Annotated in this window: 15 protein-coding genes and 1 tRNA gene; 11 read left to right on the forward strand and 5 right to left on the reverse strand. The window is 62.3% G+C overall.

From position 1 onward, the window contains the following. The first annotated feature begins 571 nt into the window (after positions 1-571). Entirely contained in the window at positions 572-2,233 is a 1,662-nt protein-coding gene (locus NO366_RS17180; RefSeq protein ID WP_256532011.1) for an outer membrane protein assembly factor BamB family protein, read from the forward strand. A gap of 304 nt (positions 2,234-2,537) precedes the next feature. Here NO366_RS17180 and NO366_RS17185 read toward each other — a convergent pair whose 3' ends face one another. Continuing rightward, the gene (locus NO366_RS17185; protein WP_256532012.1) at positions 2,538-2,786 is read right to left on the reverse strand and encodes a ribbon-helix-helix domain-containing protein; all 249 of its coding nucleotides are present in this window, start codon (positions 2,784-2,786) and stop codon (positions 2,538-2,540) included. A 317-nt stretch (positions 2,787-3,103) separates the two neighbouring features. After that, positions 3,104-3,364 (reverse strand): hypothetical protein, encoded by a 261-nt coding sequence (locus tag NO366_RS17190; protein WP_256532013.1) that lies wholly within the window; start codon positions 3,362-3,364, stop codon positions 3,104-3,106. A 353-nt stretch (positions 3,365-3,717) separates the two neighbouring features. Between NO366_RS17190 and NO366_RS17195 the strand changes: the two genes are divergently transcribed. Both NO366_RS17195 and NO366_RS17200 read left to right on the forward strand, forming a co-directional pair. Then, the gene (locus NO366_RS17195) at positions 3,718-4,440 is read left to right on the forward strand and encodes a DUF7847 domain-containing protein (protein WP_256532014.1); all 723 of its coding nucleotides are present in this window, start codon (positions 3,718-3,720) and stop codon (positions 4,438-4,440) included. A gap of 122 nt (positions 4,441-4,562) precedes the next feature. Then, positions 4,563-5,621, forward strand: a complete 1,059-nt coding sequence (locus NO366_RS17200; RefSeq protein ID WP_256532015.1) for a DUF4367 domain-containing protein — start codon at positions 4,563-4,565, stop codon at positions 5,619-5,621. 260 nt (positions 5,622-5,881) lie between these two features. Here NO366_RS17200 and NO366_RS17205 read toward each other — a convergent pair whose 3' ends face one another. After that, positions 5,882-6,748 (reverse strand): DUF7847 domain-containing protein, encoded by an 867-nt coding sequence (locus tag NO366_RS17205; protein WP_256532016.1) that lies wholly within the window; start codon positions 6,746-6,748, stop codon positions 5,882-5,884. Between the two features lie 186 nt (positions 6,749-6,934). On the opposite strand from NO366_RS17205, the gene NO366_RS17210 reads away from it, so the two are divergent. Further along, positions 6,935-7,279 carry an ArsR/SmtB family transcription factor gene (locus tag NO366_RS17210; RefSeq protein ID WP_256532017.1) on the forward strand — a complete coding sequence of 115 codons (345 nt, stop codon included), beginning with the start codon at positions 6,935-6,937 and terminating at the stop codon, positions 7,277-7,279. A gap of 2 nt (positions 7,280-7,281) precedes the next feature. Then, positions 7,282-7,593: a DUF7521 family protein gene (locus NO366_RS17215; RefSeq protein ID WP_256532018.1), complete on the forward strand. Its 312-nt coding sequence runs from the start codon at positions 7,282-7,284 to the stop codon at positions 7,591-7,593. 119 nt (positions 7,594-7,712) lie between these two features. Here NO366_RS17215 and NO366_RS17220 read toward each other — a convergent pair whose 3' ends face one another. Further along, complete coding sequence (locus NO366_RS17220; protein ID WP_256532019.1) at positions 7,713-7,928, reverse strand: hypothetical protein; 216 nt, start codon at positions 7,926-7,928, stop codon at positions 7,713-7,715. Positions 7,929-7,988: 60 nt separating this feature from the next. Between NO366_RS17220 and nhaC the strand changes: the two genes are divergently transcribed. After that, positions 7,989-9,431 carry a Na+/H+ antiporter NhaC gene (gene nhaC, locus NO366_RS17225; protein ID WP_256532020.1) on the forward strand — a complete coding sequence of 481 codons (1,443 nt, stop codon included), beginning with the start codon at positions 7,989-7,991 and terminating at the stop codon, positions 9,429-9,431. A 318-nt stretch (positions 9,432-9,749) separates the two neighbouring features. Here nhaC and NO366_RS17230 read toward each other — a convergent pair. Further along, positions 9,750-9,824, reverse strand: a tRNA-Arg gene (locus tag NO366_RS17230). Positions 9,825-9,974: 150 nt separating this feature from the next. Between NO366_RS17230 and NO366_RS17235 the strand changes: the two genes are divergently transcribed. The 5 genes from NO366_RS17235 (at position 9,975) to NO366_RS17255 (ending at position 13,573) form a co-directional block, all read left to right on the forward strand. Then, a complete protein-coding gene (locus tag NO366_RS17235; protein WP_256532021.1) occupies positions 9,975-10,889 on the forward strand; it encodes a universal stress protein in 915 nt (304 codons plus the stop codon). A 97-nt stretch (positions 10,890-10,986) separates the two neighbouring features. Continuing rightward, on the forward strand, positions 10,987-11,169 hold the full coding sequence (locus NO366_RS17240; protein ID WP_256532022.1) for a DUF7511 domain-containing protein: 183 nt from the start codon (positions 10,987-10,989) through the stop codon (positions 11,167-11,169). Positions 11,170-11,254: 85 nt separating this feature from the next. Beyond that, complete coding sequence (locus NO366_RS17245) at positions 11,255-12,112, forward strand: geranylgeranylglycerol-phosphate geranylgeranyltransferase (RefSeq protein WP_256532023.1); 858 nt, start codon at positions 11,255-11,257, stop codon at positions 12,110-12,112. A gap of 331 nt (positions 12,113-12,443) precedes the next feature. After that, a complete protein-coding gene (locus tag NO366_RS17250) occupies positions 12,444-13,067 on the forward strand; it encodes an RAD55 family ATPase (RefSeq protein ID WP_256532024.1) in 624 nt (207 codons plus the stop codon). Positions 13,068-13,162: 95 nt separating this feature from the next. Continuing rightward, positions 13,163-13,573: a CoA-binding protein gene (locus NO366_RS17255; RefSeq protein WP_256532025.1), complete on the forward strand. Its 411-nt coding sequence runs from the start codon at positions 13,163-13,165 to the stop codon at positions 13,571-13,573. Positions 13,574-13,620 lie beyond the last annotated feature (47 nt).

Below are 13,620 nucleotides of genomic sequence, written 5' to 3' on the forward strand. Positions count from 1 at the left end.
CGTCTCGGGTGCTCTAACACCCGGGGCATTTCTGCCGACTCCGGAACCCCGGAGCCAGTGGCTTCCACGCGGAGCGATGGGCTACAGCGTATTATATCTACTGGAAACTATTATGATTTTAGGTATCCTGACTCGTATGGCATCGTATTTCGGACGAACGAGAGATACCGGGCGATGCAATTCGTCGGCACCGAATCGAGGACAGGGTCGTTTTGGAAGATTGGTTCTGTGGACCTCCGTTGTCGGACAAATATCCGGTCAGAATATTCCGTGAAATATAACAGTGCGAAACGTACGCCAAACCAGATTTGCCTTCTGTACGGAGGGTCGCCCAACCCAAATAGGAATTCGCCGTGCGGTCGTCGAATAGTGGATCACCTATGGAGTAGGACTGTAATCGGGGAGTATTGATATTACCATCCCTAACGAAGTTTTATTGCAGGTCGGTTGGGATACCAGGACGATGCGATCACCCCATTGGAGATCTCGCACCACCGATCCGAGCGGGTCCGAAGCGACGTCCACATCGGCAGTTTCGACTGAGCGAGGGACGATCCGACGTCGTGTGTTGGTGAGCGCGGGGGCCGGCATCGCGTCGGTAGTCGGCGTCCGCTCTACGCAGGCGACACAGACCACCGGTGGTGACGAACTGTGGCACTTCAACACATATGGCACCGTCACCGCTGCGCCGACGATACTCGGTGGCACCGCCTTCGTGGGGAGTTGGGACGCGAATCTGTACGCGATAGACGCCGAGACAGGGGAGGAACAGTGGCACTTCGAAACCGGTGACAGTGTTCGATCGTCGCCGACGGTGATGGATGGCACCGTCTTCGTCGGAAGCGACGACGCGAATCTGTACGCCGTGGATGCGGAAACGGGCAACGAGCTGTGGCGCTTCGAGACTGGGATTCAGATCACGTCGTCGCCCACGGTAGCCGATGGAACCGTCTTCATCGGGAGTTCCGATGACAATCTGTACGCGGTAGAGGCTGAGACGGGCGTGGAACAGTGGCGCTTCGAAACCAACGGCTACGTCTCATCGTCGCCGACGGTCGTCGGCGGCACCGTCTTCGTCGGGAGTCGGGACTCGAATCTGTACGCACTAGACGCCGAGACAGGAGAGAAACAGTGGCACTTCGAAACAGGGTACAACGACGGGTCGTACTACTACGTCGACTCGTCCCCAACGGTCGTCGACGGAACCGTCTTCGTCGGGAGTACCGATTACAACCTGTATGCAGTGGACGCCGAGACGGGCGCAGAACAGTGGCGCTTCGAAACCGATGACGACGTCGACTCGTCGCCGACGGTCGTCGATGGCACCGTCTTCGTTGGAAGTGACGATGAAACCCTGTACGCACTAGACGCAGTGACCGGCGACGAACAGTGGCGCTTCAACACGGATGGTCGCGTCGAATCCTCGCCGACGGTGGCAGGGCAGACTGTCTTCGTCGGGAGTTATTACAACAAATTGTACGCAATCGACGCCGAGACGGGCGAGGAACGGTGGACCTTCGAAACCGGTGACAGGATTCGATCATCGCCAACGGTGGTCGACGGGACCGTCTTCGTGGGGAGTCACGATGGTCTGTACGTAGTAGATGGAAAGATTGCTGGCTCAAGTGTGGGTTCGCGGGTCTTGTCGGGGACACTTGGACACCACTCAGGCTGGCAGGGTGTCGGAGCCCTCCGTGTCGAAACTCGTGACGCCATCGAGATCGATCACACCGCGGCCACGCTCAACGGCGAACTCGCCGAATTAGACGGCGGGGAGAACGTATCCACCTATTTCGAGTGGGGCGAAGTAGGTGAAACGGTAGACAACCGTACTGAAGAGCAGGGACGCGACGCGACAGGGACGTTCGACGCAACGATCACCGATCTCGACCCGGGTACCGAGTATCGATTCCGTGCTGTGGCTACTGTTGATGGGCGGGCGGCCCGAGCAGGCTCGCATTCATTCACGACAGATGAAGGGTGTTTCATCGCCACCGCAGCGTGCGGAACCCCCGATCACGAGCAAGTAGAAGAACTTCGCTCGTTCAGAGATCGTACCCTCAAAGGCACCCGGTTTGGCGACCTGTTCATCAGGACGTATTATGCGACGAGCCCTCCCGTCGCATCGTGGATCGCGAGAAGCGGACACAGGCGAGTACTCGTACGGACTACCGTCGTTCGGCCGGCCGCAACCGCGGTGCGGTCTATTCGGCGAATTGTATCGTGGTTCTAAGACGGGTCCCGCATTTCCCCGGATGATTCGAAGGGAAGCGAATTGGATCCTCCGGGAGCTAATCGGTACAATAGTGAAGGTGAATCCGTGTCGCACTCATCGTTGGAACGCGTCTTTGTGGTTGGATAGAAGTCCACCTCTGCACGGGCGAAGCGATGGACGGAATCGTCTGGTCGCGGTCGCGACGGAAAACGGGAACTCGCGACTGCGGTGACACGATCGGTGGGTGTGTACAAACTGAACCGCGCTAACGGGCTCGGTCGCTGTCTCAGGGTCGGTCGCCGTCTCAGCGTCGATCGCTGTCTCAGGGTCGGTCGTCGCAGTCCAGTCGATCGTCGCCGTCGAACGGCTCGTGGCGCTCGATCACGGCCTCGATACCCGCCCTGATGGCCTCGCTTCGATTGGGATAGACGTCGGCCGAGACGAGCGATTCGATCGCGTCGATTTGCTCGTCGGTCGTCCGAAACGTGATCCGATCGAGGGTTCGACGAGGCGCGAGACGCGAGCGATTTTCGTCGGCAGCGTCGTCCACCTCCCGCAACGGCTCGGTCATGCTTCGGTACCGTCGATACCACAGTCACGTACTCTCTCGACGGTTCTCACGAGTTCCCGCTCGCCGCTGTCTGACCACCGGAGCCGACGGTCCGATGCTCCCGAACAGACGGCGTCGGATCGCGACGTCGTCCCCTCGATATCCATGTACGCGAGAGATGGCGCGCGTGAAAAAGCCCTCGCGTAGCGCGGCGAAAGTGAATATCCGGTGTCGCTCTCGTGACCGTCTCGTCCGCGAGCACTTCGACTTCGACCGCCGGGGACTAGCACGGAACGTGGGATCCGCGCTGACCGCACGCAGCCCGTCGCCGATCGGGCTCAGGATTCGATCTTCTCGACGATCTCGGTCGCCTGTTCTTCGGCCTTGTCCTCGCCCACGGACCTCTCGATGAGGACGGACTCGACTGCCCAGTCGTCGCTCCCTTCTCTCTGTCCCATCCGAACCTCGCTCCCCTCGGAGACGGAGTGGGCGGGGTTCTCGGCCCAGTCCGGCGTTCGAATCTCGTCGAACCGGTCGGGGTCGCGAAATCGGACGTGGATGTACTCGTCTTCCGTCTCGACGGTGGACGCACTCGGCATAGGCGGCGGTCTGCCGTCCGAGCGGATAGCCGCGAGGGTGGGATTCGCAAGCAGGTTTCACGCCGCACGCTGGTCGACCAGGGAGACCGTCGTTCCTCCAGATCCACTGACCACTCACGGGGTCCCTGCAGTCTACCGTCACGACCGGCGAATAAGCCGCGTACGGGGTTCCGGTCTGCTGGCCTGGGTTCACGGTATCGCCACGAGAGCACCGCGAACGCTCGGGCCCCTCCACATCCCGTCGAATCCCGAAACGGACGGTACGAACGCACGTTCGTCGACCGAACCGAGAAGACCGGCGGCCACTTTAGACAATCGATAGGTATACAAAGGTGAAGTTAATTTTTTGCGGTATGACGGTCGATATCGGACAGTCACTCAGTGAAGGAACCGGTCGAACGTTCGAGCGAAACGGATTGATACTCGTCGCCGCGTGGGTGCTCCTGGGCTCGGCATCCCTGCTGGCATCGAACTCCTTGATTGCCGGTTTATTCGACATCCTGTTCGCCGATATGTCCGCCGAGTCTCCGGAGTTCGGACCGGCGCTCGACATCTCCCCGCTGATCGCGTTGATCGCCCTCCTGTGTCTCTCCCTGGTCTCGCTGGTATTCTCGGCCGGAGCCCTACGCACGTTCGTCACGAACGAAACGGAGACGCTCCCCCAGCAGTATTTCACGCGTAACCTGGGCTGGATGCTCCTCAACCTGGTCGTCGGCGGCCTGGTCTTCTACATCGCCCTCACGATCGGGTTCACCCTCCTGTTCTTCCCGGGACTCTTCCTGCTGGTGTGTCTGTACTTCTGGTACGTGCTGGTCGTCGTCGAGGATCAGAACTTCGTCGAAGCCTTCTCGAACAGCTGGGCACTGACGAAGGGGAACCGGTTGCACCTGTTCGCTCTCGGGGCGATCGTCGTGGTACTCTTCTATATCGCGTCGGCAGTGCCCGCCATGATCCCCGGCTGGATCGGGTTCGGTCTCTCCGGCATCGTCACCGCGGTGGTCGGCGTCTTCAATCTCGCGACGGCCGCCCGGACATACGTCCAGCTGGCCGACGACACGCCCTCGACGACGGCGTGACGGAGCCGGTCGATGGGAACGTCGGGACATCGTCGTGGTGAGCCGCGACGCGACGCCGGTTTATTCTGACCGAGAAAAGTCCGTCCGTATATATGTAGACGCGGCCGGAAGGGGCGAGTGCAATGTCTTCGATCGACGCCCCGCTGACGAGACGGGTCCTCCCCGTCGCCGCCGTCGTGGCACTGCTCCTCCTCGCAGGATGTTCCGCCGTCACGCTGGACGGCGACCCCGACCCGGAACGGATCGGCGAACTCGCCGAGGAACGCTACGACGACATCGATAGCTACAGCGCGACGATCACGTATCACGCGGACGGCGAGCGACTCTCCGTCCAGGAGGTCGTCGCCGCACCCCACGAGAACAAACAGTACATCGAGACGGTCGAGTCCGGCGGCGAATCGAGCGAACTGGTGACCGTCTCGAACGGATCGGTGACGTGGACCTACCAGCCCGACGAGAACACCGTACGGCTGTTCGATCAGTCCACCCCGCTCGAGAACGTCTCCTACTCGGAACAGATCGAGGAGATGGTCGAGAACTCGGAGATCTCATACGACGGAACCGACACCGTCGACGACCGCGACACCCACGTGGTGACGGTCGTCCCCGACGACACGAACGGGACAGAGACGACCTACTGGCTCGACCAGGAGACGTACTTCCCGGTGAAGTACGAGTTGACGCACCGGTTCGACGGCGAGACGTCCGTCATGACGGTCGAATACACCGACCTCGAGTTCGACGTCGATCCCGATCCGGCTCTGTTCGAGTTCGATCCGCCCGCGGACGCTGTCGTCGAACGGATCGCTACGCCGTCGTTCGAACGATTTGACACGATCGCGACCGCCGAAGACGAGACGGGAATCGAGGCGCCGACTCCCGACGTTCCGGACGGGTACGAATTCACAGAGGTCGCCGGTACGTTCACCGACGGCGATGGCGACGAACTGCTCCTCACCTACGAACGCGATGACGACACGATAACGGTCGCGACTGGAACCGAAATGGACGGCCTGTCTGAGGATGCCAAATCGATCACCATAGACGGCCACGACGGCGAATACATCGAATCCGAGCGGATCGCTATCCTCGCGTGGTCCTGCGACGACGTCGCGTATCGAGTATCCGGAACCACCGACGTGGACACGCTCTCCGCCATCGCCGCGAGCATCGACTGCTGAACCGCCCGACGGTACGTTTTTTCGCACAGTCCGTCTCGACCTCCAGGGAGGGGGCCACCGCTCGAACGTCTTCGAAAGTGACGACACCAGTACGTCGGCGAGAGTGACGACACCAGTACCCCGTCGGGAGTATCGCCACCGTTGGGGCTGGCGAGAGGACCCACCGACGAAGCGTACCTACGTCCGCGGGACACGGTTGCGGAGTCCGGCGGGCGTGTAGCGGGCGCCGACCGACGGCTGACTGTCGACGACCGACCGAGCTACGTGAACGTCTCGCCCACGTCCGGGCGGAGCCGTCGATACGCCCGTGCCAGGATCGCGGTGACGTAGACGCCGACGACGGCGGTCACCGCCAGTCCGATCGGCGTCAGTAGAAGCTGGAGCGTCGACCAGCCCCCGTAGCCGGACGGAACGCTGACCCAGCTGACGAGCCCGCGGATTACGACCAGACCCCCTGCGAGCGCCGCCAGTTTGAGGCGGTTCCCGCGAACGGCCGCCCAGCTCCCCCGGAACGCACCGAGGGCGCCACGGTCGCGGACGCTGACTTCGTGGAGCAAGAACAGGGTGTGGAGCCAGACAATACCGAAGAGAGCGATCGTTCCCACCACGATGACGAACGCGAGGGTAGCGAACGCGAGCAGCCCGACGGCTGAAGTGGCGACGTCGGTCCCTCCGACGAGAACGGCGGCCGCGAGAAGCACGAATGCGGAGACGAACGAGATGGTCACGACGACGAGCCCGTACAGGAGGCTCGCTCCGAACGCGGACGCCGTCGCCCGCCCGATTCGGTCGAAGAGGTACGCGTCCGGGATGCCGTCGGTCGCGCCACCGACGAACGTTCGAATCGCCACGATGGTGATGGGAATCGTAACGATGGCGGTGAACACGCCCGTCAACGCGGACGTTACCGCCGCGACGCTCGCGGGGAGTTCGCCACCGGCGGCGACCTCGGGTCCCCCTGTAACACCTGTCCCGATGTCGACAGGGACGTACGTCGTCCCAGCCACGAGCATCAAGAGCACACCGAGCGACTCCGCGACGAAGAACAACAGTGCGAGTACGGCACCACTCCGCGACGTTGCGACCGAAATCCCCTCGGACACGACCCGTCGTATCGACAGCGACATGATATCGAAACTGCTCGTCGCCCGGACATAGTTATCATTGTGACTTTCTCGACGAGAACAAACCATCCGGTTTTATCCTCCGACGAGACCCACCGGCCGTCCGCCCGAGCATCGCTCGGCGTGGCCGCTTTTCTCTCACAGAAAAGACAGGGTGTATATACGACGTGGTGGCTCGAATACGACAGTGTGAGTGAGGATCACGACATCGAGGAGTTACTGTCCCTCCTCGACGACGAGTACGCCCGGTTGATCCTCATCGAAACGAGCAAGCAACCGATGTCAGCGAAAGAACTCGCGGCGGCGTGCGACGCATCGCTTCCGACGATCTACCGGCGTATCGACCGCCTCTCCGACCGGGGGCTCGTGAGCGAACGGACGGAGTTCGTCGACGAGGGCCGCCACTACAGCGTGTACGAGGCGACGCTCGAACGGGTCGTGATCGAACTCGGCGACGGCGACCTGACCGGCTCCGTCTCGACGCGGGCGTCCGACCCGGCCGATCGGTTCACCAGCATGTGGGAGGACCTCTAATCATGGTACCAGCCGAGAGCGTCCAGTACCTCACGCTGTTCGCGGCGACGCTCCTCGCGAGTGCCCTCGGTCTCGTCATCGTCTTTCAGGCGTACCGGGGATACCGGCGCAACGACAGCCGCAGAATGCTGTTTCTCGCCATCGGACTCGCGTTCCTCACGGTCGTTCCGTTCGGACTCTCGCTCGTGATCACCCTCGTCGCACCGGGCGTACAGTCCGGAGCGTTCCTCCTGTCGTACGTCCTTCCCATGCTGAGTCGCTGTCTCGAAATCGTCGGGCTCGCCCTTATTCTCTACTCGCTGTATCGAACCTGATCGTCGTCCGCACGCCGTCTCCCTCTACCGAGATCCCGGCGGAGGTAACTGATTCGCCACGGTGAGCGAGTGCTCCACGGCGTGACCCACCGCAAACGTTGGATCCCGACCGTCGAGTCTCAAACGATGGAGGCAGACAGCACGACGACGGCCAGTTGGCCGTTCAGACCGGCCGCTCCCGATGGGGGGTTGGTCTGTACCGTCGTACTGGGGCGGTTCGTCAGTGCCGTCACAGCGCGACGGCCGGCGTCGTCGCTCCCGCCAACGGATACGAGGCACCGCTCTAACGGGTCGGAGTCGCGCTTCGGCTGGCGATCCAGCGAGACCCCGAACATATGTATGATTTGCCATAATTGTACAAAGTTTTTTATACCAATATTGATCATTTCGGTGGTATGGATACGAGTGACTGGACGCAACCTCCCGAAGAGGAGACGACGCTCGAGTCTACCCCAGTTGGATTGGTTGGAGGATCGTTGATACTTTTAGTGTCACTACTGATTCTGGTCATCGGGTCGTTCGTCTATCAAATAAGTACGACTATCCTTCTGATGACCGTCTCGATAGTCACCACGTCGGTCTACGTGTTCTATTACGATTTTTCGTGGGAGAAAATGCTTCGCTACGGCGCCGCCCCACTCGTCGGACGGATAACGAACGTGCTGTTGATCTTGATGTTGATCGGCGCACTCATCGGTATCTGGATGATCTCGGGCACCATTCCGTATTTGATGTACGTCGGGATCCAGGTGCTCTCACCCGAGTTCTTTCTGGTTTCGACCGCCCTAATCGTGAGCGTTGGCGCACTCGTTACCGGCACGTCCTTCGGCTCCGGAGCGACGTTCGGGGTTGCGCTGATCGGGGTCGCACAAGGACTGGGCGTGCCACTCCCGCAAACGGCAGGAGCGGTCGTCATGGGCGCATTCTTCGGAGACAAGTTGAGTCCGCTTTCGGACACGACCGTGCTGGCCGCCGGGGTCTCAGAAACCGATCTGTTCGACCACATCAGATCGATGCTGTACACGACCATCCCCGGCTACGTGATCGGGCTGGCCGTCTTCCTCGTGGTCGGACTGCAATACGGTGGGTCTGCGGAACCGGAAAACATCACAGCGATGACCCAGGCGCTGCAGGAGGCGTTCTCCCTCTCACCACTGTTGCTCGTCCCTCCCATCGTGCTACTCGTCCTATCCTATCGCCAGTATTCGACCGTGCCCGTTCTCTGGATAGCGATTCTCACGGCGATTCCACTGGCAATTTATCAAGGCTACGATGTGACTGAGATCGCTGGGGCGATGGCAGCAGGACCGGAGGTGTCCACTGACGTCGACACGCTGAACGAGTTGGTAACCCGCGGCGGCATCGAATCGATGACCAATATCATCACCGTCCTCATCTTCGCGTTCCTCTTTGCGGGACAGTTAGAGTACACCCAGACCATCGGCGTGATCGCGGAGTCGATTCGAGAGCGGTTCGTTCGTGACGATAGCGGCCGATTGATATTCGTGACGTCGCTGACCAGTATCCTGGGAACGCTGACGACTGGCGCCGTCCAGCTTTCCCTCATCATCCCCCCGATCATGTTCTCCAAGATATACGACAGACTGGAGATAGACAGGACCGTTCTGTCGAGAACGATAGAGGACTCCGGTACCGTGACGGCCCCGATCGTTCCGTGGAACCTGGCGGGGCTCTACTTCGCCGGGATACTCGGCGTTCCGACCCTCGCCTACGCTCCCTGGACCTTCATTTGTTACCTGGGACCGTTGTTCGCCTGGCTGTATGGATTCACGGACACGTTCGTCTTCAAAACGGACGACCACCCCGATACGCAGTAAGGCGATCGCGGCCAGTCGCGATCCTCCACCGGGTTGTAGACGAAAATCGACCGACGAGACGGACCCGCAACCCGTTGCCCGTTGGGATCAGATTTCAACGGCCTACGTCCGATCGAGGAATCTCGGGAATACGGCTGTTTGAGTACCTCTACGGAGGAATCAGTGTTAGTGGAGAATCGAGTCGTGGACGCATGGGCGCTGCAGGATTTGAACCGAAGCAAGACGGTCTGCTCGCTCCGCTCGCAGCTGCGACTTGCAGGGCTCAAATCCTTCGCGTTCCACGTACCCGAGGCTCGCGTTATTGCTCGCCTCGAAAAGTGGGCGCTGCAGGATTTGAACCCGCGACAACTTGGTCCGAAGCCAAGCACTCTGTCCAGACTGAGCTAAGCGCCCTCGGTCGGTCTGTGATCGACGAGTGGTGGTTTTCGCCGCTCCTTTAAGACCGTTTCTCTTTCGAGTCTCGGACTCACGGTGGAACCCCCGGTACCGCTTCGGTCGAGTACGAACTGTGAAGGGTGACTGTGCCGAACGGACAGGTATCGAATGTTCGATCACATCGTCATCGCCGTGGACGGGAGCGACGAGGCTCGCCACGCCGCTGTGCAGGGGCTCGACCTGGCCAGTCTGTTCGACGCGAGCGTCGACGTGGTCCACGTCGTCGAGCGATCGGCCCGCCGACTCGCCAGGTCGCCCACAGAGGAGACGCGGCTTCGCGAACGCGGCGAGGGCATCCTGGCGGAGGTCGAAGAACTGGCGGCGGACCGCGAACTGACGGTGCAGACGGTGCAACTCGAGGGGGCACCTGCGAGCAGTCTGTGCGCGTACGCGGGCGAACACGGCGCAGACGGAATCGTCGTCGGGCGACAGGGGTTGACGGGGCTCGGGCGAAGACTCCTTGGCGGCGTCACCGAGCGGATCCTCTCTCGGAGCGACGTTCCGGTATTCGTCGTTCCGGACCCACCGGACGGAGTCGATGTGGCGGACCTCGGTGCCCCCGAAAGTTCGTACGATCGAGTTCTCGTCCCGACCGACGGGAGCGAACCGGCGATGGCCGCGGCGCGGTACGGGGCCGCAATCGCCGCGGAGCAGGGCGCCACCCTGCACGTCCTGAACGTCGTCGACATCCAGTCGGCGGGTGGCCTCTTCGACGCGGGCGGTCTCGAGCGATCGTTCGTCGAACGACTCGAGGTCCAGGGTCGGGAGACGGTCGACGAGACGAACGCGGTGATCACGGACACGGGAGCCGAGGTCGACCTGGTTCGCGCCGTCGAGCGACGGTCGTCGTTCGACGGGGTCGCCCCCGGCATCTGCGAGTACGCTGAGGGGCAGGACGTCGACCTGATAGTGATGGGGTCGCACGGTCGATCGGGAGTCGAGCGGGGCCTGCTCGGGAGCGTCGCCTCGACGGTCCTCCGGACGGCCGCGGTACCGGTGCTCGTCGTCGGTCAGGATCGATGACGGCTCCGTACCGGTCGAATCCCTGAACCGCGGGGTCGATCCGGCACGATTGGGAACGGTCGTGACCCTTACGTGGACACGCGTGATACGTCAGGATATGTCCGCGAAGGACGTCGCAGTCGATCCGACGATGGCTGCACCGGGCGACGAGTTCGAACTCCTCACCGACGAGGAGGGCCGGTGGACGATCGTACCGATCGACGCCGAGGGCGACGAGCGCCTCACACAGTGGATCACTGTCGACGCGGACGCGCTGGTAGACGTAGACGACTGGCGGTGACCGACTTGCGACCGGCCCACGCCTGGCGGCCGGCAACCGGCCCGCGACCGGACGCTTTTTTGCGGTCCACCGAACAGACAGCGGTATGACGGCCGTCGAGACTGTCCGCGGGCTGTGGGAACTGCTGCGGCCGGTGAACGCGATCTCAGCCGCCGTGCTCACGGCCATCGGGGCGTTCGTCGCGAGTGGCATCGTCGACGCGCCGGTCGCGGTCGCGGCGGCCGCTGGCGCGACCTTCTTCGGGACGGGTGCGGGTAACGCGATCAACGATTACTTCGATCGAGAGATCGACGCGCACAACAAGCCCGATCGCCCGATCCCACGAAACGCCGTCTCGCCCCGGCTCGCACTGTGGTACGCCCTCGCCTGTTTCGGCCTCGCGGTGGTGTTCGCACTGACGCTGCCGTGGCTCGCGATCGCCATCGCGCTCTTCAACCTGCTCGCGCTCGTGAGTTACACGCAAGTGTTCAAAGGGCTGCCAGGTGCGGGGAACGTCGTCGTCGCGTACCTCGGCGGGAGTACGTTCCTCTTCGGCGGGGCCGCGGTGCACACCGTTGGACCCGCCGTGGTCGTCCTCTTCGCGCTCGCGGCACTGTCGACGATCAGCCGCGAGATAATCAAGGACGTCGAAGACGTCGAGGGCGACCGTGCAGAGGGGCTCAACACCCTCCCCATCGCGATCGGCGAACGGCCGGCCCTCTGGATCGCGACCGGAGTCCTCACCCTCGCGATCGTCGCGAGTCCGGCTCCCTACCTCACGGGCGACTTCGGGCCCCCCTACCTGGTCGTACTCGGTCCCGCAGTCGTGTACCTCGGGTACGCGGGATGGACGAGCTTCCGTGACCCGTCTCGCGGGCAGCGCCACATGAAGTACGCCATGTTCCTGGCAGCCCTCTCGTTCGTCGTCGGCCGGCTGGGCGTTACGGCATCGGCGTTCGGATGAGGCACCCGGGTCTGCCCTGCGGTCGTGGCCAGACGAAACGGCTGGCGGCCCGGTGGTCAGGCCAATCGGCTGTCGCCCTCGTAGTCAGGCCAATCGGCTGCCGACCCGCGAGTCCCGCGACGAACTGCCGGGCCAGGCGAACACGAGGAGTCGATACGATTACCGATATAGGTGTTCACTTTGGACAGCACCCGGTAATTGATCGTCCAAACTGCCATCCCTAAACCAGTGTAATCAAAAGGAATATACCTGTTCACCATATCACTCAGGGTAGGTACCGGTGGAATCACTCGCACGATGTGTTGGACGACGAGCGGATGTGTGATCTGGCATGTATGATCTACCCGACGTCCCGTCGGCCGACGACCTCGACGCTGGAACGAACGTTCTCGTCGCCGGTCCGCCGCTGACCGGCAAGCGAGAACTCGCTCTCGAGGCGCTCGCCAGCGGTGCGAAACGCGGTGACGGCTCGATCGTCGTCACGACGAAAGATAGCGCCGACAAGGTTTTAGACGAGTTCACCGACGCGGCCGGCGTCGAAAATCCCGACGTCGGCGTCGTCGACTGCGTCACGAAGCAACGGGGGATCGGGACCGTCGACGACGATCCGCGAATCAAGTACGCCTCCTCGCCGGTCGACATGACCGGGATCGGGATCAAACTCTCCGAGTTCCTCCAGGAGTTCTACGAGAATCGCGGTCTCACCGAGAATCGCATCCTCCTGCACTCGATCTCGACGCTACTCATGTACTCCGACCTCCAGACCGTCTTTCGATTCCTCCACGTCTTCACCGGGCGCATCCAGAGTGCGGACGCCCTCGGCCTGTGTGTCATCGACTCGACCGCACACGACGATCAGACGATGAACACCCTCAAACAGCTCTTCGACGTGGTCGTCGAGATCGAAGAGCGCGACGACGGCGAGCCGAGACTCCGCACGGCCGGCCTCTCCTGAGCGACTCGCTCACGGCACCTGCCAGTTCGAACGGGCCAGCGTCGGGATCCGTTCCGGCCGGGGACGTTTTCCCCCTGTCCGTCCTAGGTCAAGGTATGCCAGTCGAGAGCGACGAGGCGATTCGAGGGGCCCTCGATCTTCGCCGCGTCGGCGTCGTCGGCTGTTCCACCACGCCCGGCAAAGCCGCACACGACGTTCCAGCGTACCTCCAGACACACGGCTACGAGATCGTCCCGATCAATCCGAACGCGGCCGAGGTACTCGGCCAGCCAGCCGCCGACTCGCTCGCCGACGTCGCCGCGGAGATCGACGTCGCCTGTCTCTTCCGACCGAGCGCGGAGGTTTCCGAGATCGTCGACGAGGCACTCGAGCGGGACGACATCCGCGTCGTCTGGATGCAACTGGGGATTCGCGACGACGACGCCGCGGCGCGGGTGGAAGCGGCCGGTCTGACCGTCGTCCAGGACCGGTGTATGAAAGTCGAACACCGTCGCCACTGCGGGTAGGTGGAGTCATCGCAGGGAGGTGCTCGGACATCACACCGCAGGGAGGT

It is taken from the genome of Halovivax cerinus (assembly GCF_024498195.1).
GTDB lineage: Archaea > Halobacteriota > Halobacteria > Halobacteriales > Natrialbaceae > Halovivax > Halovivax cerinus.

Bases quoted from the DNA above. Each gene is read 5' to 3' on its own strand.
- NO366_RS17185 (WP_256532012.1), bottom strand. From the start codon at position 2,786: ATGACCGAGCCGTTGCGGGAGGTGGACGACGCTGCCGACGAAAATCGC.
- NO366_RS17190 (WP_256532013.1), bottom strand. From the start codon at position 3,364: ATGCCGAGTGCGTCCACCGTCGAGACGGAAGACGAGTACATCCACGTC.
- NO366_RS17195 (WP_256532014.1), top strand. From the start codon at position 3,718: ATGACGGTCGATATCGGACAGTCACTCAGTGAAGGAACCGGTCGAACG.
- NO366_RS17200 (WP_256532015.1), top strand. From the start codon at position 4,563: ATGTCTTCGATCGACGCCCCGCTGACGAGACGGGTCCTCCCCGTCGCC.
- NO366_RS17205 (WP_256532016.1), bottom strand. From the start codon at position 6,748: ATGTCGCTGTCGATACGACGGGTCGTGTCCGAGGGGATTTCGGTCGCA.
- NO366_RS17215 (WP_256532018.1), top strand. From the start codon at position 7,282: ATGGTACCAGCCGAGAGCGTCCAGTACCTCACGCTGTTCGCGGCGACG.
- NO366_RS17220 (WP_256532019.1), bottom strand. From the start codon at position 7,928: ATGTTCGGGGTCTCGCTGGATCGCCAGCCGAAGCGCGACTCCGACCCG.
- nhaC (WP_256532020.1), top strand. From the start codon at position 7,989: ATGGATACGAGTGACTGGACGCAACCTCCCGAAGAGGAGACGACGCTC.
- NO366_RS17235 (WP_256532021.1), top strand. From the start codon at position 9,975: ATGTTCGATCACATCGTCATCGCCGTGGACGGGAGCGACGAGGCTCGC.
- NO366_RS17240 (WP_256532022.1), top strand. From the start codon at position 10,987: ATGTCCGCGAAGGACGTCGCAGTCGATCCGACGATGGCTGCACCGGGC.
- NO366_RS17245 (WP_256532023.1), top strand. From the start codon at position 11,255: ATGACGGCCGTCGAGACTGTCCGCGGGCTGTGGGAACTGCTGCGGCCG.
- NO366_RS17250 (WP_256532024.1), top strand. From the start codon at position 12,444: ATGTATGATCTACCCGACGTCCCGTCGGCCGACGACCTCGACGCTGGA.
- NO366_RS17255 (WP_256532025.1), top strand. From the start codon at position 13,163: ATGCCAGTCGAGAGCGACGAGGCGATTCGAGGGGCCCTCGATCTTCGC.